Here is a 23630-nt window from a genome sequence, read left to right as displayed (position 1 = left end):
CGGGCCTCACGGCAGCGACCGCCACCATCGGATACGGAGACACCACCATGAGCGCCTACGCAGCGCTGAGCCAGGCCGGGTACCGGGCCTACACCCGGGACAAGACCACCCTGTTCTTCACCTTCGCCTTCCCGCTGCTCTTCCTGATCGTCTTCGGGCTGATCTTCCACGGCCAGGCGGTCGAGCAGAGCGGCAAGCCGTACATCAACTACATCGCTCCGGGCGTGCTGTCCTGGGGTGTCGCCAACGCCGCGGTGTTCGGCGTCGGCTTCACCCTCATGCAATGGCGCCGCGACGACATCCTGCGCCTGGTACGGATGACGCCGACCCGGCTGTCGGCCGTGCTGGCCTCCCGCTATGTGCTGGCCCTCGCTATCGGCGTCGTCCAGGCGGTGCTGTTCGTGGCCGTGGCCCTGTTGCCGTCGTTCGGGCTCAGTCTGTCGGCACGCTGGCCGCTGGCGCTGCCCGTGCTCGTGCTCGGCGTCACCGCGTTCCTCGCCATCGGCGTGGTCGTCGGCTCTTACGCCAGGACACCGGAGGCCGTCGCCGCGGTCGCGAACTGCCTGATGATTCCCATGGCGTTCCTGTCCGGGTCGTTCTTCCCGCTGGACGCCATGCCGGACTGGATGCAGACCCTGTCCCGGGTGCTGCCGCTGCGCTACCTGAACGATGGCGTCTCCGAGGCTCTCACCGGGACCGACGCGATGGGCGACATCGCCGTCGCGTGCGCCGTGCTCGCCGCGTTCGCCCTCGTCTTCTGCGCCGTCGCGCTGAAGACCTTCCGCTGGAGCGACAAGTCATGACGCTGTCGACCGTGACCCATGGGGCTGCGCCGGCCCGGGCAGACCTGGCGGAACGCGCCGCGGACACGCCGCTGGAGGGCGGCCGCGCCGTGCTCCAGCAGGCGCTGACCGCGCGCCACGCGGCGCTGTACGGCCCCGCGCGCGGGGAGCATGTCCTGCCCGTACCGCTGGTCGTGCCGCTCGGCGCCGCCGACACCCTGGGCTTCGGCCACCGCGACCCCTACGCCGCGGTCCGGCCCGCGGCCACCGTCCACCTCACCTCCCGCGCCGCGCTGATCGGCCCGTGGGGAGGCGAACCGGGCACCATGGCCTGCGGGCAGTGCCTCGCCATGCGCTGGCAGCGACTGCGCAGCCGCTCCGAACGCGAGGCCCTCGAACTCGGCCACGAGCCGAACGGGGCGGTTCAGTGGCCGGTGCTCACGCCGTACGCCGTCGACGCGGTCTGGGCGGCGTACCGAGCGGTGCTGGGCGGCGCGGAGGGGGCGACCGCGGCGCTCGTGGGTGGCGTCGAGCCGGCCCACCTACCGCAAGGCGCGCTCGCCGCAACCCGGCGCCCCGTGGCCGACCGCGTGCTGCCGCAGGTCACCCGCGTCGATCTCGTCACCCTCGCGACCGCCGGCTTTCCCTTGCTGCCCGAGCCCCTGTGTCCCTCCTGCGTGGCGACGCGTCCCGACACCGCCGAGTCGGCGCGGATGAGACTGGGCTCCGCGCCCAAGCCGGACCCGGCCGGATACCGGCTGCGCTCCCTGGACTCCTATCCGCTGCCGACCGCCGCCCTGGCCAACCCGGTCTGCGGCGCCCTCGGTTCGGACACCTGGATCAACCCGGCGTCGACCACCACCGCTCCGGTCGCCGGCACGCACTTCGTCCGCGGCTACGCCGGACTCAACGACGTCACCTGGAGCGGCCAGGCCAACAGCTACCGCACCAGCCGCACCCTCGCCTACCTCGAAGGCCTCGAACGGTACGCCGGTACGCACCGGCGCCGCGGCACCACGCCGGTCGTCGACTCCTACCACCGCCTCGCCGACCAGGCGCTGAACCCGGCGGAGTGCGGCTTCTACGCCCCCGAGACATACGCGAGGGACCACCTCGTCAGCCCCTTCGACCCCAACCGGCCGATCCCCTGGGTGTGGGGGCACTCCCTGCGTGACGACCGCCCGATCCTCGTGCCGTCCCGGCTGGCGCACTACAGCGCCGGCGTGGACGCCGACAACTTCGTCTTCGAGTGCTCCAACGGCTGTGCCACCGGCGGCAGTCCGGAGGAGGCGATCCTCTTCGGGCTGCTGGAACTCATCGAGCGTGACGCGTTCCTGCTCGCCTGGTACGGCCGGGCCCGGCTCACCGAGATCGACCTCGGCTCCTGCCGGGGCACCGTGCGCTCCATGCTCGACCGGGCCGCGCTGCACGGCTATGACGTGCACGCCTTCGACACCCGGATGGATCTCGCCGTCCCGGTCGTCACCGCCCTCGCCGTACGCCGTGACGGCGGCTACGGCACGCTCTCCTTCAGCGCAGCGGCCGGCTTCGACCCGCACGCAACCGTCGAGTCCGCGCTCTCCGAGGTCCTGACGTACATCCCGCACCTGCCGTACCAGGTCGCCGAGCGGCATCGCGAACTGGAGGACATGGCACAGGACTTCACCAAGGTGCTGCACCTCAAGGACCACGCCCAGCTCTACGGACTGCCGCAGATGGCGGAGCAGGCCCGCGAATATCTGGAGCCGGAGGCCGTAGTGCCGCTCGGTGAGCTGTACCGCGACTGGGAGACCGTACGGCCGCGCACCGGCGACCTCTTCGACGACCTGACACTGCTGCGCGACGAACTGGTCCGCACCGGACACGACGTCATCGCCGTCGACCAGACGACGCCCGAGCAGCACCGGATGGGACTGCACACGGTCAGCACGATCGTTCCGGGCCTGCTCCCGCTCGACTTCGGCTGGACCAGGCAGCGCGCCCTGCTGATGCCCCGGCTGAGGACCGCCCTGCGGACGGCGGGACGGCGCACGGACGACCTGTCCGAGTCGGACATCAAGGCCGTACCGCATCCCTTCCCGTGACGTCCGCCCCCGGCCCTGCGCGCACTCCACGCGCGCGGGGCCCGCGTCCCACCGCGTCACCGGCGGCACTGCCTGCCGCCGGTGAGACGCGTGCCGTCCGTGCCGCAACGCCCGGCAGCCCCCTCCCGGACGGGGGTGCCGTCGAGGAAGGGGCTGCCGATCGGAGGCAGGTGCCGGATCAGGCGCTGCAGGAGGTGGTGCTGGTGGTGCTGGAGCAGGTCGACGTCGAGGAGGAGGACGTGGACCCGGCGAGGACGACCTCGACCGCGTCCGAGTAGTCCGAGATCTCGAAGGTCTCCGACTCCAGCTCCAGGATCTCGTCGGCGAGGGTGGCGAGCTCGGTCTTCGGGGCCATGGGATTCTCCTTTGCCCGGAGGGGCCGCGCCGGCTGTTCCGGCGGTGTTCCCCTTCGATGACTCCATTCCAACGGAGCCCGCTGTCAGATCGGCCCGGCTCCCGCTCTCAGGTCGCTGACACCTCCTGACAGCGATCCGACAGAGGTCTGGGGCCCACGGACCGCACGCTCGCGAACAACGGACACGGGCGACGAACGGCCCAGCGAAACCGACGGAAGCGATCGAACGCACGCCGCGCGTCCCGCGACGACCGACAAGGACGAGTGAGGGAAAAGGAGGTGAGGGCAGTGACCGAAGCATCCGACATTCCGCGGGAGGTCCTGCGGTCCGCCATCGAGCTCTACCTCGATCTGCACGCCCACCCGGAGCTCTCGGGCGCCGAGAGCCGCACGGCGGCGCGCTTCGCCGCGCTGCTGCAACAGCACGGCTGCACGGTCACCCGCGACGTCGGCGGCCACGGGGTCGTCGGCGTCCTGCGCAACGGGCGTGGCCCCACGGTGATGCTGCGCACCGAACTCGACGCGCTGCCCGTCGCGGAACGCACCGGTCTGCCGTACGAGAGCACGGTGCCCGGCGTCATGCACGCCTGCGGTCACGACCTGCACATGGCCGCGGTCGCGGGAGCGCTCATGCAGCTCTCCCGCGACCGCGACGCCTGGAACGGCACCGTCCTGGTCGTCGGCCAGCCCGCCGAGGAGACACTCGACGGGGCCCGCGCGATGCTGGCCGACGGACTGTACGAGCGCTTCGGCACACCTGACGTGGTCCTGGCGCAGCACACCGCCCCACTGCCCGCGGGCAGCATCGCCCACGGCCGGGGGCCGCTGATGGCCGGCAGCACCGCGCTGGACGTCGTCATCCACGGACGCGGCGGTCACGCCGGCACTCCGCACCTGACGATCGACCCGGTGACGACCGCCGCGGCCACCGTGCTGCGCCTGCAGACGGTCGTCTCCCGGGAGACCTCGCCGGCGGAACAGGTCGTCCTGTCGGTCGGCTCGCTCCACGCGGGCCGGCGCGGCAACGTGATCCCGGACGACGCCGAACTGAGCCTGTGCGTACGGGCCTTCTCCGCCGCCGCGCTGGACCGGGTGACGGCGGCCGTCGAACGGATCGTACGGGCCGAGTGCGCGGCTTCCGGCTGTCTGAAGGACCCCGAGTTCATCGTCACCGGCCGCTCGCCGGTACTGATGCCCGACGGGGTGCTCACGGGGGCCGTACGTCGGGTGCACGAGGAGCTGTTCGGCCCGCTCCGGGTGGCCGACTGGCCGGCCTCGACCGCCACCGAGGACTTCCCGTGGTTCGCCGCGGAGTCCGATGGGGTGCGCACGGCGTACTGGATGCTCGGCGTGGCCGGCGCCCAGCAGTGGCGGGCGGCTCGCAACGGAGGTCCGCCGGTGGAGTCGAACCACTCGCCGGGATTCGCCCCCGACGTCCGCACGGCCCTGCCGACCGGCATAGCGGCGATGACCGCCGCGGCCCTGCACGTGCTGAACCCGTCGCGCATCGAGCCCAGGGGAGAGCGGACATGCTGACACCCGATTCCACCTCCGAGACGGTGGAGATCGTCACGGTCCGCCGCGACCGCTCGGCCCCGTCGGGCGAGACCACGGTGGTGCGCCTCCTGGGACTGCTCCCGGCGACCTGGTCCTGCACCGCCGAAGCCAGCGCTGACCGGGTCCGGCTGCGGATCGACCTGACCGGCGGCACGGACCGGAGCACGGTGCGCCGCGCCCTGCGGGCGGTACTGGCGGACACGGCACTGTGCGGCTGGGACCAGGAGAGCTGAGACGAGACCAGGAACCGCGGTCAGATCCAGCCGCGCTCGCGCGCCAGCAGCGCGGCCTGCGGCCTGCTCGCGGCGCCGAGCTTCTCCATGAGATCGGCGACGTATCGCCGGTAGGTGCGGACCGAGACCCCTAACTCGCGTGCGCCCGCCTCGTCCTTGCCGACCGAGCACATCAGGGCGAGCACCCGCTGCTCGGTCTGCGACAGACCGCACGTCACGTCCGCGTCGTCCGCCGCGTCCACCTGCGCCAGGTCCTCGGCCTCGTCCCAGATCCTCTCGAAGAGAGCGATGATGTTGGCGACGATTCCGCTCTTGTGCGCCAGCAGCGCGCCGCGCGAGGTGTTCTGGGGATCCAGCGGCACCAGTGCCGCCGTGCGGTCGTAGACGAGGATGCGTTCCGTGGTGGCGTCGACGAACCGGATCATGGCGCCGTGGGAGACCAGTTCACGAAGGTAGCCGGAGCTCATGCCGTCCTCCAGCACCTTGCGCAGCACGACACTGCGGATGCGCACGCCCCGGCGCAGACAGCGCAGGTCCAGCGGCCGTGACCGCTCGATGTTCTCCGGTGACAGCCTCGTGTAGGGCTCCACGGACAGGATCTCGTCACGAGCGAAGAAGGCCAGGTCGTCGATGCGGTCACGGATCTCGGCAAGGCCGTCCAACTGCTCGATGCCCTGGGGTGAGGAGCTGCGCGCACCCAGCTCCGCGCGCAGCCCGTCCACCACGTGCCGGGAGCGGGTGACGCGCTGGAACTCCTGGTGAAGTTCGTGCAGTCGTACGTCCACCAGCCGGGCCAGCGCCACTTCGGGATCCGTGGGAGAGATCAGCTCGTTCGTGCCGGTGGGGTGCAGCAGGCCCAGGTCGTACAGTCGGCCGAGACAGTGCTGGGCCATGTCCGGCTCCATGTGCAGGCGCAGATGAATGTCATCCGCGGGGGTATCCGGATTCCGCAGAAAATGACGGTAGATATCCTCTTCGACCGCGGAAACGCCGAACACCGACATCTCGTTCTCACCCACGTGGTCCCCTATCGCGTGGTCCCTCTCGCCCACGGGCCTGCCGGAGGTCACTCAGCCATCGGCCCGCGGTTGCCTACGCGTTGAGTCCCAAGACTAAGCAAAGGCGAGATGGCCGAACATCTCGCTATTCGAATCCTTGAGCGGAAGCACAGGCGCCGTCACGTGCCTCTGTGCAGAAGTGCTCGGCCAGGGGCGCGATCGGCTGTTGTCGGAGCGGGGGCACACGGTTGCCGGGTCGGCGGAACGCGAACGTCCGTAGTCCTTCTCTGCCTACTGCAGCCCCTGGCCGGACTTGGTCTTCACCAGGTTGCCGGGCCGGCGGAATGGATCGCCTCCCGGGGCCGGATGTTGGCGCTGTACTCCTCGGCCTGCTTCGTACTGGAGCGCTTCGCCACCCTCGAGTACGAGGCGATGCCGGCCGTGCGGGAAAGATCACCCCAGTGCGCATCGCCAACGCCACACCGCCTCCCGCGCTGCGTGCGCTGATCGCACCAGACCTGTGGTGCACGTGCGGTGGATCTCGACACGGTTCGGGAGACTGCTTCCTGTTCCAAGGGGGTGCGCTCCTTGTTACCGCACCGTCAGCCGCCCGGGTTCCGGGGTCCTGATCCATCGTCATTCGCAGCCATGGCCGCCCGTACCCGTTGTTCCTCGCGAGCGGAGCCGACGTCCCGTTCCAGGGGTGTGCGGCTTACAGCTGTGGCGAGGTCCTCCAAGACCCGCTTCTGCAGTTCCGCGTCGCGCCGCAGCACCGCGCTGCGGTCCCCGGCGGCGCCCTCCCATGCGTGGAGCACCTCCTTGACGCGTCCCCAGTCCGGATTCCTGTGCTCGCGCACGTCGACTGCCGCCTGTGCGGTGTCTGCCTCCAGAGCCTCGGCGAGCCGCTCGGCCTCGGGGGCGAAACGCCTGTCGACCTGCGGGACGTGGCCCTCCATGACCATCGCTGCCCGGTCGAACCCCTTGAGCGCTACCTCCTGCGAGCCTAGCCGGAACGCGCTGGCAGGTCGCGTCGGCCGAGCTGCCGCATCCCTACGGCGCCGCGCTCACACTCAAGCGAGTTCAGTCGGCGTGGTCATCACCGGGGTTCTCCTGGAGCGTGCGACGGCGTTCCTGTTCCCGTTTGGAGTAGGCGGCTGCCCGGATCGCGTCGTCGCTCTCCAAGCCCGACCCCAGCGCACCGCCCACCGTGGCGACCGAAGCGACGAACCAGGACAACGTCCAGTAATCCGTGGCCTGCAGCGGGCTTCGCGTCATGGAGGCGAATACTTGGTCGTTGAGGATGAACAGCGCCCACACCAAGTTGGTGACCAGCAAACCCGCGTAACAGACGAGCACCCCGATACCCACGGTCATGATCGTCGAGGCGTTGTAGAGAGCCGTCCTCTTCCTCGCCTCCGGTGAGACCTCTGTTGTTCGATGCCACAGGTTCGCGTCCACGATCAGCCAGCCGATCATGAGTGTCACAGACCCGACCATGGCGATCACGAGACGTGGCGCGCTCAGGGCCTCAGCCAGGCTCCAGACGGTGGAGTTCACCGTCGCGACGGCTCCCGTGGCGAGTGCGGCCGCCAGGGCTTTCGACAAGCCCGGTATCAACCGCCACGGCCGGTTGGCACGGACCATACCGCCGAGTATCCGCAGGTATCCGCGCGGTCCGCTGGCGACGTATCGAAGATCGGTGGCTTCCTCCTCATCGACCTGGACCTGATGGGCAGACGCGAGAGGACCGCCGATGGCGCCCAGCGGCCGACTTCGTGAAGCTCCCTCGGTCCCTGTCGGCTGCGGGTCCGCCAAGTCGAGCACGGCTTCTTCCACGGCCCGGCGGGCCCTCGTCTGCAGACGCAGGCCTCCCAGTGATGGAAGGGACAGCAGTGCCAAGCCGTGTTCGTGACTGAGATCCACCACGAGCTTGTGCCCGTGTGAGTGCAGCGGAAGGTCGGTGAGGGCTACGACGATGTCCCAGCTCTCTCTGCTTCGGCGGTCCACCATCCGGCGCATCAAGGTGGGCAGGTCCTCCGTCCCCGAGGTGAAGGGCTCACTGACCACCTCGACGTCGAAGCGTCGCCCCTGCCTCGACTCTTCGGCGAGTCGATCCGGAAGCGTCCGGGCCATGCGCTGCGCGATCTCCGTCGGCGCATCCGGGTCCGCCAGAAGAGCCACGACCGTAACGCCCTGAGACGACACCCGCATGTCTGGACCCTCCTGGCCGGTTGCCCCCACCACCGGCCGGTTGTCCCCACCCCGGTTGTCCCCACCACCGTGAGTGCCCAGAACGGTCCCGAGGTAACGTCGACGCCGTGTGGGGCGCTGCCCACCGCCGGCGGGTGCCGGTGGTACGGCGGATCTCCTCGGTCCGGCCAAGGTGCTGCCTCCACCGCCGGGCCACGATCGCGTAAGCCACCGTGAACAGCCGCTCCGTCACGGACTCACCCGTCTGCCGCGCCACCGGCCACCGTTTTCGGGTTCAGGTCCGGGAGCGGGTGGGGGCAAGGCCCGCTATCCGCGAAGACGGAGAACGCCTGCGAGACACAGGACCATGTCCCGCACGGCGCCGGGCTGGACGTCGACCAGAACGATCTGAAGCGTTACATCCGCCAGGGGGTCCACGCGACTACGGGCGCTGCGCTTGCCACCGTGGATTCCATCAGCCCGCTCATCTCGCTGAGCAGTTGATCGAACTCCGTCAGAGGATTGCGGGCCCAGCCGACGGGCCTGTCCTGCATTGCGCCACCGCGGTGGCGCCGGACGGGCGTGGCCGTGGCCATGGCCATCGTCGCCGCCTCCTCCTTCTCGTGATGTCGCCGCCCGCTGGGCGTCATGCGGGCCAAGCGGACTGTTTCGGACGGGTGTGCGGGGAGGTGTCGGTGTTGCCGGGCGCAGCGGTGCGGCCCAGATAGCGGTGCACGAAGTGGATGCTCATCGCGCCTTCGCCGACCGCGGAGGCCACGCGCTTCACCGAGCCGCTGCGCAGATCGCCGGCGGCGAAGACGCCGGGCAGGCTGGTCTCCAACGTGAGGCAGTCGCGGCCCTGGCTCTGCCACAGTTCGGGAACGGAGCAGGCCTGCGCCTCCGCTCCCGTGAGCACGAAGCCGCGCGCGTCGAGGGCGAGCACGCCGGACAGCCAATCGGTGGGCGGGTCGGCGCCGGTGAAGACGAACAGGGCCCGCACCTGGAGGTGGCGGTGCTCGCCCGTACGGTGGTCGACCACGTTGACCGCCTCGAGCGTCTTGTCGCCCACTGCCTCGGTCACCTCGGTGTGCAGCAGCACCCGCACTCGGGGGTGGCGCTCGATCTGATCGATCAGATAGCGGGACATGTGCGCATCGAGGCTCGGACCACGGACGAGCAGATACACCTGCGGTGCGTATCCGCCCAGGAAGAGAACCGCCTGGCCCGCGGAGTTGCCGCCGCCGACCACCGCCACCGGGTCGGTACGGCACTGCTGGGCCTCGTAGACGGTCGCCGAGTAGTGGACGCTCGTGCCCTCCAACGGCTCGATGCCGGGTACCCGGAGGCGGCGGTAGCGGGCACCGGTGGCCAGGACGACGGAACGGGCGGTGACCTCGCTGCCGTCGGCGAACCCGGCGGCGTAGTGCTCGTCCCGCCGTTCGAGCCGGGCCGCCTCCGCCGGGACGCTGATCCGGGCGCCGAAGTTCTCCGCCTGGAGCACAGCGCGCTCGGTGAGCTCGGCCCCCGAGATGCCTGAAGGGAAGCCGAGCAGATTCTCGATGCGGGACGACGTCCCGGCCTGGCCGCCGGTGGCCAGCGCCTCGACCACGGTCGTGCCGAGGTCCTCCGAGGCGGCGTTCACCGCGGCGGCGAGACCGGCCGGACCGGAGCCGACGATGAGGAGGTCGCCGCGGCCGTTGCCCGGTTCCAGGGCCGGCAGGCCGATGAACCGGGCCAGTTCGGCGTTGCTCGGATTGCGCAGCAGGGTCGTGTCCCGCCAGATCACCAGGGGCGTCTGCTCCGGACCCACCTCGAAGCGACGCAGCAGTGCCTCGGCCTCCTCGATCGTCGCGGGGCGCCTGCGGGCCGCCCAGGCCTACCCACCTCCCCGCACCGTGGCCAGCCACCACACCGCCTGGCACCCGGATGAAGAGCCGGTGCCGCCCTCGGCTACGCCGACCGGCACCCCTTCCGCGGCCCGCACCGTCACCCAGGCCCTGACCTACCGGGCGCTGGTCGAGTGCACCGGCTGCGGACGCCCGGGCCCCGCTGACGGCGAGAACCTGTGCCCCGCCTGCCTGGGCTGGCCGCCCTGCGCCACCTTCCCCGGCCCCACCCCACGCCGCGCCCACCCGGATGGCGACGGCCGCTGCACCACCTGCGCTTCCGCCGCTACCCGGCTATTCGAAGGAGCCAGCTTGTGATGGGACCACCCAACTCGCTGACGGCCAAAGGCAGCAACGCTCCTGCACCCGACCTGGTACTACACCGCTGAAGGGACATCACTTATGACGCAGACTCAGGCCGATGATCAGGTACGCGCCCGCATGATGTACCTGCTCTTTGCGCACGAGCCCTACTACCTCGGCCCCGGCACCATGGAGATCAACACCACCGTCGTGGCGGCCACAACGCTGCTGCACCCGCACGTGCTCCAGCCCGACGGGGCCCGCATTCACGACCTCCTCATCCACGGTCGCCGACCCGGCGAGATCATCCCGTTGTCCACCCTCACGCACGAACTGGACGGCGGCGCCGGCTGGCCAGACGTCGGCGACTGGGAGCGCGTCATCTCCGACCTGGTCCACCTCGTCCGTCACGGGGACTGTGACGCTCTCAGCCTCGGCCTGCCCGATCTCGCCCGCGCCCTCATCTGCGCCGGCCCGCACAGCCAGGTCCGCGCCCTCGACAGCGCATCCGGCAAGGCCGTGGTCTACGGGGCCGCGGAGCGGGCCGCCGTTATGACCGAGATTACGAAGTTCCTCGCCGCGCTTGTCACCGAACGAGACCTGTGGCCTGGCGAAGGCCTACTCGGTGATGCCGGACCACCTTGATAGTGATTTGAGAGGCGGGTGATCCCGCATCGCTGCGGTTGCGTCCGGCAGACAGGCACAGGCGAGAGGCGGGTAGGTCGGCCCCGATGCTGTCACGCCTCCGGCGCGCCGCCCTGCGCCAAATGCCTTCCACGTTCACCCTCCAGGAAGCCGCCCGCTTAGCCGGGCTTCTGGAGGGCGCTCGTGTAAGCGGGTCCCGTGACGGCGTCTGTCGCGCGGTGCCCGGCCTGATCAGGTACTCATGAACAGTGGACACGGACGCGACCGACCCCTTCGTACACGTCCGGGGCGCCGGTGAGAACAACCTGCGGAACATCGACGTCGACGTTCCGCGGGACGCCATGGTCGCTTTCACCGGCGTCTCCGGTTCGGGCAAGTCTTCGCTGGCGTTCGGCACGCTGTACGCGGAGGCCCAGCGGCGCTACTTCGAGTCCGTGGCACCGTACGCCCGAAGGCTGCTGCAACAGGTCGGCGCACCGCACGTACAGGAGATCACCGGACTGCCACCTGCCGTGGCCCTGCAGCAGCGACGCGGGTCGCCCAGCTCGCGCTCGACGGTCGGCACACTCACCACGCTGTCCAATCTGCTGCGCATGCTGTACTCCCGCGCGGGCACCTACCCGCCGCGGGCCGCACGGCTGGAAGCAGAGTCGTTCTCACCCAACACCGCCGCCGGCGCCTGCCCGGAGTGCCACGGACTGGGCGTCGTGCACGACGTCGCCGAGGACCTGCTCGTCCCGGACCCCTCGCTGAGCATCCGAGAGGGCGCGATCGCCGCCTGGCCGGGCGCCTGGCAGGGCGCCAACCTGCGCAGCGTCGTGAACGGCCTGGGTATCGACATCGACCGACCATGGCGCAGGCTCAGGAAGAAGGACCGGGACTGGCTGCTGTACACGGACGAGCAGCCCTCCGTGTACATCGAGCCGGAGGAGGACCGCATCGACTACGGCTACCAGGGCAAGTTCTGGAGTGCCCGCAAGCACGTCATGCACGTCCTCGCCGACTCCAAGAGCGAGAAGATGCGCGAACGAGCGCTCCGGTTCGTCAGGAGTGTGCCCTGCCCCGCCTGTCACGGCAGCGGACTACGGCCCGAGGCGCTCGCCGTCACCTTCGTCGGACGCTCGATCGCCGAGATCAACGCGATGCCGCTCACCGAGGTCGTGGCGCTGCTGCGGCCCGTCGCGGGGCAGACCGAGGCCGAGGCCACCACGTCGACCGCCCGAACCGGCGAGACCACCGAGGTCGCGGTACGGATCTGCGGCGATCTGGTCGCGCGGATCGACGTACTGCTCGACCTGGGCCTTGGATATCTCAGCCTCGGGCGCCGCTCGACGACCCTGTCGCCCGGCGAGGCACAGCGCCTGCGGATCGCCACCCAACTGCGCTCGGGGCTGTTCGGCGTCGTCTACGTCCTCGACGAACCCTCCGCCGGGCTGCACCCGGCCGACGCGAAACCGCTGCTGGACGTGCTGGACCGGCTCAAGGCAGCGGGCAACTCGCTGTTCGTCGTGGAGCACGACATGGACGTCGTACGGCGGGCGGACTGGGTGGTCGACATCGGCCCCGGCGCGGGCGAGGGCGGCGGACGCGTGCTGTACAGCGGCCCCGTCGCCGGTCTTGAGCAGGTCGGGGAGTCGGCCACGAGCCAGTACCTGTTCGGGCGCGCCCAACCGGTCGATCATCGCCCGCGCACACCGCTCGGCTGGCTGCACCTGCGTGGCGTCTCCCGCCACAATCTGCGCGACGTGTCCGTCGAGGTACCGCTCTGTGTACTGACGGCGGTGACGGGCGTGTCCGGTTCCGGAAAGTCGACGCTGGTGACGCAGGTGCTGGCCGAGGTCGTCCGCGGCCACCTCGGCCTCGTGCCCGAGGAGCCCGACGAGGCTCAGCTGGAAGTCGACGTCCAGGATGCGTCGGGGGTCGAGGCGTTCGACCGGCTGGTCCTGGTCGACCAACGGCCCATCGGCCGGACTCCCCGGTCCAACCTGGCCACGTACACCGGGATGTTCGACGCGGTGCGCAAGCTGTACGCGGCGACGGACGAGGCCAGGGCGCGTGGCTACTCGGCCGGGCGGTTCTCCTTCAACGTGTCCGAAGGGCGGTGCGAGACCTGCCAGGGCGAAGGATTCGTCGCGGTGGAACTGCTCTTCCTGCCCGGCACCTACGCGCCGTGCCCGACCTGCGACGGCGCCCGGTACAACGCCGAGACGCTGGAAGTCACCTACCGAGGCAAGAACATCGCCGAAGTGCTGGCGATGTCCGTCGACGCCGCCGCCACGTTCCTGTCCGCCGTCCCGGCCGCCTCCCGCAGTCTGGAAACGCTGCGTGAGGTGGGACTGGGATACCTGCGGCTGGGCCAGCCCGCGACGGAACTCAGCGGTGGCGAGGCGCAACGCATCAAACTGGCCACCGAACTGCAGCGAGCCCGCCGCGGGCACGCGCTCTACCTGCTCGACGAGCCGACGGCCGGGCTGCACCCCTCGGACATCGCACTGCTGCTGCGTCAGCTGCACCGGCTCGTCGACGCCGGCAACACGGTCGTCCTCGTCGAACACGACCTGGACACCATCGCCACCGCCGACTGGGTCATCGACCTCGGCCCAGGAGGCGGCGACGCAGGCGGGCGGGTCGTCGCCGCGGGCCCGCCGACCAAGGTGGCGAAGGCCCGGCGCAGCGCCACGGCACCGTATCTCGCGGCCAGACTCGCGCGCCCCTGATCCGGATCCGCTCCGCGGCACGCACAGCAGCGGACTCATAATCCGTCGGCCGTGGGTTCGAGTCCCATCCACCCCACCTGTGTCGGGAAGTCCGCGGCGACGTCGTCGAGGTGCAGCGGGTTGGAGTACTTCAGGCACGGTGACCCTGATCGCGGACATCACCACCGTCATCGCGATATACCCCAGCCCGGTGTCGCCGGTGACGATGTAGCTGCCGTCCTTGAGCCCGAGGTCCATTTCCGCTCGCGTTACAGCATCGCCCCGAGGTGAGCTGTCGCTCGGCGCATGAACGGCAGCGCGGCGATCTTCGCCAGGCCCAAGGGCAGGAATACGACGGACAGGGTGACGACCGGCTCGACCGGGGCTCCCTGGAGTCCCGCACCTGCCGGGGTCAAGGAGATGACAAGGCCTGAGGTGCAGGGGCGTCAGAGGGCCCGCTCATGGCGCCTCCTGCGACGACCGGGGTGCGCCACAACCATGCCCCTGTCCCTGTCTTCCACAGTTCTCCGACACCCGACTCACTACACCGTACTGTATTTTTACAGTAGACTGTAAAATAACAATGGACGGTAAAGTGATGGGTCATGGCGAGGGAAGGTCTCCGCGAACGTTCCAAGGCGCGGCGCAGAGAATCGATCCACGGCGCGAGGTTGCCCAGCGCAGCGATCCGGACCGTCTGCACGACCGCATGCTCAACCTGAACCCACAGCTGAGGGCCGTCACCAACGCCCGCCTCAGCGAGGTCATCCAGGAGGGCGCCCGCATCCACGCTGAGGAACGCGGCGATTCCCCTGGTGACTGCGGCCCCCGCATGGCCGCCGCCGCGGCGGCAACGGTCATCAGCGAGGTCTGCCATGACGCGCAAGAAGCCCACATCGACAAGGCGAAGGCTCTTCTGCGCGCCGGTGTCCGCACGCTCGACACCGCCTAGTCCACCCGACACCTTGTCGAACAAGGTCTACAGCGAAAGGGCCGACGTATGCCGCTGCCGAAGCCAAACCCCACTAGCACCGCGATCGTGACCGGCGCCTCGTCCGGCATCGGCGCGGACATTGCCCGCGAACTGGCCAGACGCGGCCACGGCGTCACCCTGGTGGCCCGCCGCGAAGACCGCCTGCGCGAACTGGCCACCGAGCTCTCCGACACGGTCCGAGTCGAGGTCATCGCCTGCGACGTGGCCGATGCCGAGCAGCGCGCGCGGCTCTTCGACACGGTGGCCGAGCGAGGCCTCACGGCAGACATCCTGGTGAACAACGCTGGCATCGGCACCATCGACGCGGTCGCCGACTCCCCGGTCGAGGCCGAGATCGCCCAGGTGCGCGTGAACGTCGAGGCGGTCATCGATCTCACCACCCGCGCAGTGCAGCAGATGGTGCCGCGCAGACGCGGCGCGATCCTCAACGTCGGGTCCGTCAGCGGCTTCATTCCGCAGCCTGGGCAGTCCGGTTACGCGGGGACGAAGGCGTTCGTGCAGCGCTACAGCGAGGGCCTGCGCGCGGAGCTGGTGGGCACTGGGGTCACGGTCGCGGTGCTGTGTCCCGGTCCGGTACACACCGAGTTCGTCCAGTCCGCCGGGCTGGAGAGTGACGGCCATCCGCCGTTCCTGTACATGCCGTCCCGCGCTGTGGCGCGGATCGGCGTCAACGCGCTCGACGGCGACCGCGGTGTGGTCGTCGCCGGACTAGCCATGAAGGTCGTCAGCCGCCTGATGCGGCTGACTCCCCGGCGTCTCCTGTTGCCTGCGCTCGTGCGGCAGAACCCGGGGATGAAGCGGGCTCGCGTCTGATCCTCCCAAGCTGCGGTCCTCGCTTCATCTGCTGGTCGGGCCTTCGACCGGCAGATGAGGGCAAGCGGAGGCCGAAATGCGACGGAGTCCAGGGTCTATCTCGTAGAAAGCCATGATGAGCTCTGGTCAAGAACTGCGGTTTGCGGTCGCGGTGCTAGGCCGCGAGAAGGCGATGGTTCAGGGCCACGACGAAGTTGGTGTACCGGCGCGGCATCAGCCGTACGAGCAGGTCGGTGATCTTCGCGTCGGTGCCGACGAGGATCCGCGGACGCTTGGCTTCGATGCCGTCGACGATGATCCTGGCCGCCTTGGCCGGGTCCATCTTGAGCACCTTGTCGTTGACGACCTTCGCGCGGGCCCGGTCTGCCGCCGTGGGCTCCAGGCCCTGGCTCTCGGCGGCGGCGATCGCATTGACCGCCATGTTGGTCTTGACGCCGCCCGGATGGACGCATGTGACGGTGACCGGGTGGTTGGCGAACGCCATCTCGATCCGCAGCGTCGCCGTGACCCGCGAATGGCGAATTTCGAGGTCACGTACGGACCGTGATCCGGTTGGGCCATATATCCGTTGAGGCTGGACACGTTGATGACGTGACCGTCGCCCGAGGCGATCAGGTGGGGCAGGAACGCCTTGGTTCCGTGGATCACGCCCCAGAGGTTGACCCCGAGAACCAGCTTGTAGTCGCGTAACTCGCTGTCGAGGAAGGCGCGCCCGGCACCGATGCCGGCGTTGTTGTAGATCTGATGGACGATGCCGAAGTGCTCGGCAACCGTGTGGGCATAGGTCTCGAACCCAGCGGCATCGCTCACGTCCAGCAGCTGTTGATGCACGCGTGCACCGAGTGCCGCGACCTGGTCGGTCGTCTCCCGCAGGCCAATGGGATCGACGTCCGACATGGCAATGCTTGCTTTGCGGCACGCGAGTTCCAACGCGACCGCGCGGCCGATGCCTGAACCGGCGCCCGTGATGGCCGCGACTTTGCCTCTGACCGAACTCATTGCGGTGTGGGTCTCCCTTCTCGATGATTGTGATGACGCTCTGGCTTTCCGCGTGTACTGCGTTCTAAGCAGTAGCCGGCGCCGACCTGACGCGGATGACCGGCACACTCCGCTCCACGGAGTACGCGTGGATGGCTGCCAGCACCTTCCGCTGGTCGGCCACGATTCCGTCGACCTGTTCGGACTTGATCAGGTCGTCCATAGCGGCACGGCTGTCGGCTCCGACGACGACGCTCGCGTGATACCGGCGGAAGGCCGGGTTGTGATGGCAGACGCCGGGTGTGGGGTGCACGAACCGCGACCACGGCAGGAAGGTGTATGTCCGCAGATCCTGCGCGCCGGCCTCCAGGAGCGCCGGGCCGATGCGGTCGTGGACGAATCGCCGGAAGGTGCGACCGCTCACTCCTCGACGGCGGCGCAGCAGAAGGACCGTGCGATGGCCTACGGCGTCGTCATGGCCGTCGGTCCACCAGCGGCCTCCGCCCGGTCCGGTGACCTGCCCAAGGACCCGTTCGAAGACGTTCTGTTCGTCCAGGTACACCTCCCGCATGTGCAGCGGCATACCCAGTGCGGCGGCCGTGCTGCCGAAGCGGACCTCGGCCACACCGTCGCAGCGCCAGCTCGACGGGATCACCGTGCCCACCGTGGGCGACGCCGGCCAGTAGCCGTGGTCGGTGGGCGAGAAGTGTCGCTGCACGTACTCGGCCATGTTGGGCAGGCGCCCGGCGATCTCTGCGTGCGGGCCGGCCCAGTATCCGAGGGCTGCCTCCCGCGGCAGATCCGCGCGCAGCCAGACGGGGGACATGTAGGAGGTGGTCTTCACAGGTCGGCTCATGTCTACTCCTGTACGGATCCTGTACGGACTGGCAAGCGGCAAGTCCCGGGCCCGGCCGGGCACTTGCCGCTCGCCGGGTGCGCGCTCAGTGGCGGGCGCCTCGGATACGGTCAATGACGTGCAGCGGGTCGGCGGGCGGGGTGTCCCCGCGCCAGGCGACGTGCTGGTCCGGTCGTACGAGGACCAGGTCCCGTTCGTAGAGGGCGTGGGCGTGCGGGTCTCGCACGTCGACGATCTCCAGGGGGACGCCGCGTTCGGCGGCGGCCTCGGTGAGCGCGGTGACGTCGTGGTCGGCGAAGCGCAGCAGGGTGAAGCCGGCCGAGTGGAAGAGGTCGAACAGCGCGGTGCCGTCGGCCAGCAGGACGCTCGGGGGCCGTGCTCCCGGCCATGTGCTGGGGACGTAGTCGTCCATCGTCTGGCGCGGCGCTTGGGCGCCGGGTGCGGTGTCGGGGCAGACGACGGGTGAGGTGTCGTAGCGGTAGCCGAGTTCGATACCGAGGGCCTCGTTCTCCAGGTTGCCCAGGTCGAGGATCTCGCGGCCCACGCGCTGCCTGGTGCGGGCGCCGAGCCAGCGTTCACTGTGCAGTTCGGCTCTGTTGGAGGTCATGATGGCCGCCCGCACGAGGGCGTGCCGGGCGGCGGCCTGCCGGTTGCGCAGCGCCACAGCTCGGCGTTCGTGCTCGTAGGCATCAAGGAGGTCCGGAGTGCCCCAGCCCTGGAGGACCGCGGCAAGCCCCCAGCCGAGGCCGACGGCGTCGCCGACGCCGGTGTTCATGCCGTAGCCGCCGGTCGGGGTGACCTGGTGGACGGCGTCGCCCGCGAGCCAGACCCGGCCGCGGCCGAAGGAGTCGGCGACGGTCAGTCGCGGTGTCCAGGCGTTGGCGACCAGCACGTTCGCCTCGAAGCGGCAGCCGAGGCGGCCGAAGAGAAACTCGCGAGGGTCAATGCCCTCGGCGTCGGTGCCCATGCCCAGCGGGGCATGGAGGGTGAAGGTGTCGCCGTCGTTCTGCGAGATCAGGGTCCAGCCGTCCGGGGACTGAAGGTGCCAGACGGTGCCGAACCGGCCCAGGACCGCCGGGTCCTTGGTGGTGAAGTGCACCAGGTAGAAGCGGCCGTCCGCCGGGCGCTCGCCCCGCTCCCGGAAGGCGCGGGCGAGGGCCGCCACCGTGCGGGGGAGGCCGATCTCCCTGACGACCAGTTTGCGCAGGTCGATCTCGTCGAGGCCGATGCCGAGCTGTCTGCGGGTGCGGCTGCCGGCGCCGTCGCAGCCGGCGAGGTAGCGGGCGCGGATCGTGCGGCGGCTCGTACCGTCGGCGGAGACCAGGTGGGCGGTGACGCCGTCGGCGTCCTCCTCGAAGCTTTCCAGCCCCCACCCGTACTGCACGTTCACGTGCTTCGCCCGGTCCAGCAGCAGGTCCCGCAGCGCCGGTTCGAGGATCACCTGGGAGACCCGCATCCAGGGCTCCAGGGGCCCTGTGCCGTCGTTGCGCTCGCGGTTCTTCGCCCGCATGTCGTCGACGCTGGGGTATTCGAACGACGCCAGCTCCCAGCCGGCCGCGTTCGTCGCCCACGTCACCTTGGTCGGGCGGTCAGCGGTGAGGGCGACGTTGCGCAGGTCGTCGGCGACGCCGAGACGGCGGTACAGCTCCATGCTGCGGCCGTTGGTGACGTCCATCTTCGGATGCCGGGTGGTGGAGGCGTTCCGCTCCACCAGGAGGGTCTGCACCCCGTGCTGCTCCAGCTCCAGGGCCAGGGTCAGGCCGACCGGGCCCGCCCCGACCACGAGCACCTCGGCCTGCTCGACCGTCGGCGGTGTTGGCTTGCTCATCTCGTGGCTCATTTCTGGAAGAGGGCCAGCAGGTAGCCCACGACGAGGACGGCCGAGCCGATCGCCGGTGCCGCCGCGGGCAGCCGGTCTCCGGCGCGCAGGTGCGCCAGGATCGCGCCGGCGAGTAGGAGGAGGAAGCCGGCCGCGGCGGCGATCCCCAGGCCGGTGACCGCCCATCCGGCGAAGAGGCCGAGAACACCGGCGAGTTCGAGCGCGCCGATGACGCGGTAGCCGCCGACGGTGAATCCCAGATGGGCGGCTCGCTCGGCCATCTGGGCCGTCCCGAGGAGCTTTCCGGCGCTCAGCAGCGTGAACCACAGGGCCAGGAGGCAGGTGAGGATGGTGTCGAGAGCGGTCATGTCAGGCGCCCTCCAGCGTGACGATGCGGCAGGGGACGGCGAAGTCGCCGAGCCTGCCCGCCACTTCGGCCTCGACCGCCCGCGTCCGCAGGGTCACGGTGACCGTCACCGTTCCGGAGTCGGCATCGGCTCGAATCTCCTCGACGCCGTCGACGTCGATGAGGGCCTTGGCCAGCACACGGCGGGTGGCGTCGGCACGCAGCGGGAGCTTGTAGGGCTTGCCGACCGCGGTGATGGGCAGGGCGTCGAGGATGCGTACGGCCTTGGGAGCGGCGGCCTTCTCGCCGACGTGTTCGGAGGCCCAGGCGAGGAGGTCGGCCTCGCTGACCATGTCGTTGCCCACCGTCACGTACGCCACCGGCACCTCGCCCGCCCGCTGGTCGGGCTGGCCGACGGCCTGGGCATCGGTGACCGCGGGATGAGAGAGCAGCGCGTCCTCGATGACCTGTGGGTCGATGTTGTGGCCGCCGCGGATGATGAGGTCCTTCGCCCGCCCGGTGAGGTAGAGGAAGCCGTCCTCGTCCAGGTGACCGAGGTCGCCGGTGTCCAGCCAGCCGTCGACGATCTTGCCCTGCCCGCTGATCTGGTACCCGTTCTCGTCGCGCCCTTCGACATAGCCGGGGAAGACGGTGGGGCCGCTGATGAGGATGGCGCCCGTCTGCCCGGCGGGCAATTCCGCGCCCGTCGCGGCGTCGACGATGCGGATGTGCTGGTACGGCATCCGCTGCCCGACCGATCCGGGACGGCGGACGTCCAGGAAGCTGCGCACGCTGGCGCAGGTCGCCTCGGTCAGGCCGTAACCCTCCAGCAGCGTGATCCCGGTAGCTGTCTCGAAGCTCGTCCGCACTCCCTCTGGCAGTGCGGAGGCGCCGACCACCGCGCCGCGCATCGAGCTGATGTCCGCCTCGCCGACGGGGACGGTGGCCAGGACGGCGTACACGGTCGGTACTCCGCTCATGGTGGCGATCCGGTAGTGCTCGACGATGCGCCAGAACTCGCCGTAGAGCGCGATGTCCCGGTAGCCGAGCGGCCCCGCCCACACGACCCGCTGGCCCCGGAACAGGGGTGCAAGCAGCGTGACGACAAGCGCGTTGACGTGGAACAGCGGCAGCGCGGCGAACACCACCGAGTTCTCGTCCAGCAGCGAGTTGGCCGCGATCGTCCAGGCATCGGCGATCTCGTTGGCGTGGGTGTGGGCGGCGAGTTTCGGTGCCCCGGTCGTGCCGCCGGTGTGGAAGAAGGAGGCGAGGTCCGCGACGGCGGGCGGCTCTCCGAGGAACCGCTCGCGCGGGCAGTCGGCCGCGGCATCGGCGAGGTACGTCACGGTGGCGTTGCCCGCCTTCGGCAGATCCGCCTCTGTCACCCCGGCGGCGGTCGGACGCAGCACCAGTACGTGGTCCACCAGCCCCTCCTCGGCCAGCGCCGCGCTCGTCGCGAACGCCTCCGCGTCCAGTTCCGGCGAGGCGGTGACGACGACGCGGGCGCCGGAGCGGCGGATCAGCTCGGCGACGTGGTCGCGGGCGAGTGCCGGGTTGACGGGGGTGACGATGCCGGCGAGCTGGGCCGCCAGGAGGGCGGTGAGCAGCTCGTCGCAGTTCGTCGAGAGCAGCGCGACGGTGTCATGGCGGCGAATGCCGAGCCGGTGCAGGGCGTTGGCCGCCTGGTGCACGTCGGCGAGCAACTCCGCGTACGTACGATCTTCGGGCGTACGCCAGGACGCGGCGTCAGGCAGGACGGTGAGCGCGGTCCGCTCAGGCCACTGCTCGGCCGCGCGGCGAAGCAGCTCATACGACGTTCCGGGCAGGCCTCGATCGGCGAGCGGTGTGGCCTCAATGGCGGCCAGGTCGTCGGGCTGGTCGTAGCGCGGCCACGTCATGCCGGTGTCAGTGCTGGTGGTCACGCGTACCTCACCTTGTTCTGCTGGATGCCCAGGTCGATGCTTCCGTCGGGGGTGCAGATGGACAGCTCCACCACGTCACCGTCGCGGAGGTATTTGTCGTTCTTCGCCTGGGCGTTGAAGAACGCCTTCCACTTGGCCGAGGAAGGCAGGAGGGAGCCGATGATCTCCACGACCTTCGGCGGGGCCTTGAGGGCCGTTCCGCCCGGTGTGCCGGTGAGGATGAGGTCACCGGTCCCGAGGGCCTGGAAGCGGGACAGCTCCTGGAGGGCCTGGAGCGGGTTGTAGATCATTTCGGCGAGGTCGCTGTTCTGGCGGATCTCGCCGTTGACCTTGAGGACGAGCCTCAGCTGGGAAAGCCGGTCGAGCTCGTCGGCGTCGAGCAGGACGAGGGAAGGGCCGACCGGCGTGAAGGTCGGGTAGGACTTGGCCTCGTAGAACTGGGTCTTGGGCAGCTGGACGTCGCGCGCTGAGATGTCGTTGGTGATGACCAGACCGGCGACGTGGTCCTTCCAGTTGGCGGCGGTCACGGTGGCGCCGACCTTCAGCGGGCGCCCGATGACCAGGCCCAGCTCGATCTCATAGTCGAGGAAGCGGACGTGTGCGGGCTTCACGATCTCGTCGAAGGGGCCGCTGATCGATCCCGAGGTTTTGCGGAAGAACGTCAGCGGCACGGTCGCGGGGTCCATGCCCGAATCGCGCACGTGGGAGACGAAGTTGGTCATCTGCGCGACCACCCGGCACGGCGCGGTGACCGGGGATACCAGCTGGAGGGTGCTGATGCTGCGCGCCTGCGCGGACGACCCGCCCGAACGGGCCGCGCTGACTGCCGTGAGGTCGGCCAGCAGTTCGGCGGTCGTGGTCGCGGTGGTGTCGACGGGGACGGCTTCGCGCTGGTCGAGCGCGACCCACCACGAGTCGGCGGTACGGAGGACGGTGATACTCACGAAGAAGCCACTTTCAGAAGGCCGCGCAGGCGGTCGAGGTCGAACTCGTTGTCGTTCTTTCGCAGTGAAGTGAGGATCGAGCGCAGCTCGGCCAGCGACTCCCGGCCCGGGGCGATGCCCAGGAAGTCCTTGGTCGCCGGCGGCCCCCACTGGGCGAGGCCGGAGGCCGTCATGGGCGCCCAGCCGGGCTCGAGGGTGCTGTCGAACATGTCGCCGTCGGTGAAGTGCTCGACGAGGAAGCCGTCGGGGTCGCGCCAGTAGTCGAAGATCTGGCTGCCCTGGATGTGCCGGCCGATCCCCCAGGAGCGCCGGTAGCCCTCCCTCATCAGGTACTGGCCCCCGGCGGCGAGCGCGTCGAGGTCGGTGACCTCGTACGCCGAGTGCACATACCGGTTGGAGGGCCCCAGCGTCAGGGCGAGGGTGTGGTGGTCGGTGAGCGTGCCGCCGCGGTCGCAGCGGATGAAGCTCATGGTCGGGCCGCGCTCGCGCTGACCCTCGTAATAGAGGAAGTCGCTGACGATCAGGCCGAGGTGCTCCAGGTACCAGTCCAGCGTGCGCCGGTACATCGTCGACTGCAGGACGACGTGTCCCAGGCGCCGCACGCCGGCCGGCTCACGGGGCGGTCGCTGGGTGCCGTTGACCCGGTCGATGTCACCGCCGAAGTTGAACCGCTGCGGACCCTGACCTGGCAGGGCGGGCAGCTCGTCCGTGTCGGCGATCACCCGCACGCGCAGCCCATCGGGGGCGGACAGCTCGACGACCGACCCGCCCAGCGCCTCGGGCAGTGGATGCACCCGGGCGCCGAGCGCGTCCCCCAGTCGCAGCAGATCGCGGGCGTCGACGGCCCGGAAGGCCGGACCGAGAAACCGTGACCGGCGGCCCTTGCGGATGATCACGCACGGGGCTCCCGCCTGGGTGCCCCGCAGATGAAGCTCGCGACCGTCGCGGTAGGACGTCACGAAGCCGAACGCCCTGCCGAAGACCTCGGCGCGGTCCAGGTCGGGCTTGGAGAACTCCAGCCACGCGATGTCGTGGACCTTGATCAATGGGTTCGCCGCGCGCCCCGGATGCTCTCCAGGCAGCGCGCCCTGCTCGGAGTGCAGGTCGTTGTGGGTGCCGGGGTGAACAGCCATGGTCACCACCTCCTGAGGAAATCGTCACTTCCGAGAGTGATGTCAGTCAATAGAACTGACGAAACATTCAGAAAACGAGATGGACATGTCCGCAGG

21 protein-coding genes and 2 pseudogenes are annotated in these 23630 nt (G+C 69.8%); 9 read left to right on the top strand and 14 right to left on the bottom strand.

All coding sequences use genetic code 11. The annotated features are described in order from the left end of the window. Positions 1 to 47: 47 nt before the first annotated feature. Both OG885_RS00620 and OG885_RS00615 read left to right on the top strand, forming a co-directional pair. Positions 48 to 803 (top strand): ABC transporter permease, encoded by a 756-nt coding sequence (locus OG885_RS00620; protein WP_405724375.1) that lies wholly within the window; start codon positions 48 to 50, stop codon positions 801 to 803. Then, positions 800 to 2866 carry a TOMM precursor leader peptide-binding protein gene (locus OG885_RS00615; RefSeq protein ID WP_405724373.1) on the top strand — a complete coding sequence of 689 codons (2067 nt, stop codon included), beginning with the start codon at positions 800 to 802 and terminating at the stop codon, positions 2864 to 2866. Before OG885_RS00620 ends, OG885_RS00615 begins: the two co-directional genes overlap by 4 nt. Positions 2867 to 3044: 178 nt before the next feature. Here OG885_RS00615 and OG885_RS00610 read toward each other — a convergent pair whose 3' ends face one another. Continuing rightward, positions 3045 to 3221, bottom strand: a complete 177-nt coding sequence (locus OG885_RS00610) for a thiazolylpeptide-type bacteriocin (RefSeq protein WP_018515646.1) — start codon at positions 3219 to 3221, stop codon at positions 3045 to 3047. Between the two features lie 279 nt (positions 3222 to 3500). On the opposite strand from OG885_RS00610, the gene OG885_RS00605 reads away from it, so the two are divergent. Beyond that, complete coding sequence (locus OG885_RS00605; protein ID WP_405724371.1) at positions 3501 to 4757, top strand: amidohydrolase; 1257 nt, start codon at positions 3501 to 3503, stop codon at positions 4755 to 4757. Continuing rightward, on the top strand, positions 4751 to 5011 hold the full coding sequence (locus OG885_RS00600; RefSeq protein WP_405724369.1) for a hypothetical protein: 261 nt from the start codon (positions 4751 to 4753) through the stop codon (positions 5009 to 5011). The genes OG885_RS00605 and OG885_RS00600 overlap by 7 nt, the downstream gene beginning before the upstream one ends. Before the next feature lie 20 nt (positions 5012 to 5031). Here OG885_RS00600 and OG885_RS00595 read toward each other — a convergent pair whose 3' ends face one another. From OG885_RS00595 to OG885_RS00580, 4 genes and pseudogenes are all read right to left on the bottom strand, one after another. Next, positions 5032 to 6015, bottom strand: a complete 984-nt coding sequence (locus OG885_RS00595) for a LuxR C-terminal-related transcriptional regulator (protein WP_405742516.1) — start codon at positions 6013 to 6015, stop codon at positions 5032 to 5034. Positions 6016 to 6611: 596 nt separating this feature from the next. Beyond that, on the bottom strand, positions 6612 to 6965 hold the full coding sequence (locus OG885_RS00590; protein WP_405724367.1) for a hypothetical protein: 354 nt from the start codon (positions 6963 to 6965) through the stop codon (positions 6612 to 6614). A gap of 124 nt (positions 6966 to 7089) precedes the next feature. Further along, a complete protein-coding gene (locus OG885_RS00585; RefSeq protein ID WP_405724365.1) occupies positions 7090 to 8220 on the bottom strand; it encodes a hypothetical protein in 1131 nt (376 codons plus the stop codon). A gap of 625 nt (positions 8221 to 8845) precedes the next feature. Beyond that, positions 8846 to 10048 (bottom strand): annotated as a pseudogene (locus OG885_RS00580) (NAD(P)/FAD-dependent oxidoreductase); the annotation flags it as partial. Here OG885_RS00580 and OG885_RS00575 point away from each other — a divergent pair. From OG885_RS00575 to uvrA, 3 genes are all read left to right on the top strand, one after another. Further along, positions 9969 to 10403, top strand: coding sequence for a hypothetical protein (locus OG885_RS00575; protein ID WP_405724363.1), 435 nt, complete (start codon positions 9969 to 9971; stop codon positions 10401 to 10403). The pseudogene OG885_RS00580 and the gene OG885_RS00575 overlap by 80 nt on opposite strands. A gap of 84 nt (positions 10404 to 10487) precedes the next feature. Then, positions 10488 to 11033, top strand: a complete 546-nt coding sequence (locus OG885_RS00570) for a hypothetical protein (protein WP_405724361.1) — start codon at positions 10488 to 10490, stop codon at positions 11031 to 11033. Positions 11034 to 11281: 248 nt separating this feature from the next. After that, complete coding sequence (gene uvrA, locus OG885_RS00565; RefSeq protein WP_405724359.1) at positions 11282 to 13750, top strand: excinuclease ABC subunit UvrA; 2469 nt, start codon at positions 11282 to 11284, stop codon at positions 13748 to 13750. Positions 13751 to 13998: 248 nt separating this feature from the next. On the opposite strand, the gene OG885_RS00560 is transcribed toward uvrA, so the two are convergent. Further along, entirely contained in the window at positions 13999 to 14145 is a 147-nt protein-coding gene (locus OG885_RS00560) for a hypothetical protein (RefSeq protein ID WP_405724357.1), read from the bottom strand. Between the two features lie 293 nt (positions 14146 to 14438). Here OG885_RS00560 and OG885_RS00555 point away from each other — a divergent pair, with 293 nt between their 5' ends. Then, positions 14439 to 14681, top strand: coding sequence for a hypothetical protein (locus tag OG885_RS00555; protein ID WP_405724355.1), 243 nt, complete (start codon positions 14439 to 14441; stop codon positions 14679 to 14681). A gap of 48 nt (positions 14682 to 14729) precedes the next feature. Beyond that, the gene (locus tag OG885_RS00550; protein ID WP_405724353.1) at positions 14730 to 15536 is read left to right on the top strand and encodes an SDR family NAD(P)-dependent oxidoreductase; all 807 of its coding nucleotides are present in this window, start codon (positions 14730 to 14732) and stop codon (positions 15534 to 15536) included. A gap of 154 nt (positions 15537 to 15690) precedes the next feature. Here the strand turns inward: OG885_RS00550 and OG885_RS00545 are convergent, their stop codons facing one another. The 8 genes and pseudogenes from OG885_RS00545 to OG885_RS00510 form a co-directional block, all read right to left on the bottom strand. Continuing rightward, the gene (locus OG885_RS00545; RefSeq protein ID WP_405743187.1) at positions 15691 to 16020 is read right to left on the bottom strand and encodes a hypothetical protein; all 330 of its coding nucleotides are present in this window, start codon (positions 16018 to 16020) and stop codon (positions 15691 to 15693) included. A gap of 53 nt (positions 16021 to 16073) precedes the next feature. Continuing rightward, positions 16074 to 16535 (bottom strand): annotated as a pseudogene (locus OG885_RS00540) (SDR family NAD(P)-dependent oxidoreductase); the annotation flags it as partial. A gap of 64 nt (positions 16536 to 16599) precedes the next feature. After that, a complete protein-coding gene (locus tag OG885_RS00535; RefSeq protein WP_405724351.1) occupies positions 16600 to 17370 on the bottom strand; it encodes a hypothetical protein in 771 nt (256 codons plus the stop codon). An 85-nt stretch (positions 17371 to 17455) separates the two neighbouring features. After that, positions 17456 to 19198 carry an FAD-dependent monooxygenase gene (locus tag OG885_RS00530; RefSeq protein WP_405724349.1) on the bottom strand — a complete coding sequence of 581 codons (1743 nt, stop codon included), beginning with the start codon at positions 19196 to 19198 and terminating at the stop codon, positions 17456 to 17458. Between the two features lie 8 nt (positions 19199 to 19206). After that, positions 19207 to 19557, bottom strand: a complete 351-nt coding sequence (locus OG885_RS00525; protein WP_405724347.1) for a DoxX family protein — start codon at positions 19555 to 19557, stop codon at positions 19207 to 19209. Between the two features lies 1 nt (position 19558). After that, the gene (locus OG885_RS00520; protein WP_405724345.1) at positions 19559 to 21457 is read right to left on the bottom strand and encodes an acyl-CoA synthetase; all 1899 of its coding nucleotides are present in this window, start codon (positions 21455 to 21457) and stop codon (positions 19559 to 19561) included. After that, positions 21454 to 22401, bottom strand: a complete 948-nt coding sequence (locus OG885_RS00515; protein ID WP_405724343.1) for a fumarylacetoacetate hydrolase family protein — start codon at positions 22399 to 22401, stop codon at positions 21454 to 21456. The genes OG885_RS00520 and OG885_RS00515 overlap by 4 nt, the downstream gene beginning before the upstream one ends. Then, a complete protein-coding gene (locus tag OG885_RS00510) occupies positions 22398 to 23534 on the bottom strand; it encodes a VOC family protein (RefSeq protein ID WP_405724341.1) in 1137 nt (378 codons plus the stop codon). The genes OG885_RS00515 and OG885_RS00510 overlap by 4 nt, the downstream gene beginning before the upstream one ends. Positions 23535 to 23630 lie beyond the last annotated feature (96 nt).

This window comes from Streptomyces sp. NBC_00028 (assembly GCF_045041065.1).
GTDB lineage: Bacteria > Actinomycetota > Actinomycetes > Streptomycetales > Streptomycetaceae > Streptomyces.
Note: the sequence above shows the minus strand (reverse complement) of the source record. Positions and strands in the feature narration are given on the sequence as shown.

What these genes read in the sequence shown, in the direction of transcription:
- OG885_RS00620 (WP_405724375.1), top strand. Translation starts at nt 48, where the DNA reads ATGAGCGCCTACGCAGCGCTGAGCCAGGCCGGGTACCGGGCCTACACC.
- OG885_RS00615 (WP_405724373.1), top strand. Translation starts at nt 800, where the DNA reads ATGACGCTGTCGACCGTGACCCATGGGGCTGCGCCGGCCCGGGCAGAC.
- OG885_RS00610 (WP_018515646.1), bottom strand. Translation starts at nt 3,221, where the DNA reads ATGGCCCCGAAGACCGAGCTCGCCACCCTCGCCGACGAGATCCTGGAG.
- OG885_RS00600 (WP_405724369.1), top strand. Translation starts at nt 4,751, where the DNA reads ATGCTGACACCCGATTCCACCTCCGAGACGGTGGAGATCGTCACGGTC.
- OG885_RS00595 (WP_405742516.1), bottom strand. Translation starts at nt 6,015, where the DNA reads ATGTCGGTGTTCGGCGTTTCCGCGGTCGAAGAGGATATCTACCGTCAT.
- OG885_RS00590 (WP_405724367.1), bottom strand. Translation starts at nt 6,965, where the DNA reads ATGGAGGGCCACGTCCCGCAGGTCGACAGGCGTTTCGCCCCCGAGGCC.
- OG885_RS00585 (WP_405724365.1), bottom strand. Translation starts at nt 8,220, where the DNA reads ATGCGGGTGTCGTCTCAGGGCGTTACGGTCGTGGCTCTTCTGGCGGAC.
- OG885_RS00570 (WP_405724361.1), top strand. Translation starts at nt 10,488, where the DNA reads ATGACGCAGACTCAGGCCGATGATCAGGTACGCGCCCGCATGATGTAC.
- OG885_RS00555 (WP_405724355.1), top strand. Translation starts at nt 14,439, where the DNA reads ATGCTCAACCTGAACCCACAGCTGAGGGCCGTCACCAACGCCCGCCTC.
- OG885_RS00550 (WP_405724353.1), top strand. Translation starts at nt 14,730, where the DNA reads ATGCCGCTGCCGAAGCCAAACCCCACTAGCACCGCGATCGTGACCGGC.
- OG885_RS00545 (WP_405743187.1), bottom strand. Translation starts at nt 16,020, where the DNA reads ATGGCGTTCGCCAACCACCCGGTCACCGTCACATGCGTCCATCCGGGC.
- OG885_RS00535 (WP_405724351.1), bottom strand. Translation starts at nt 17,370, where the DNA reads ATGAGCCGACCTGTGAAGACCACCTCCTACATGTCCCCCGTCTGGCTG.
- OG885_RS00530 (WP_405724349.1), bottom strand. Translation starts at nt 19,198, where the DNA reads ATGAGCAAGCCAACACCGCCGACGGTCGAGCAGGCCGAGGTGCTCGTG.
- OG885_RS00525 (WP_405724347.1), bottom strand. Translation starts at nt 19,557, where the DNA reads ATGACCGCTCTCGACACCATCCTCACCTGCCTCCTGGCCCTGTGGTTC.
- OG885_RS00510 (WP_405724341.1), bottom strand. Translation starts at nt 23,534, where the DNA reads ATGGCTGTTCACCCCGGCACCCACAACGACCTGCACTCCGAGCAGGGC.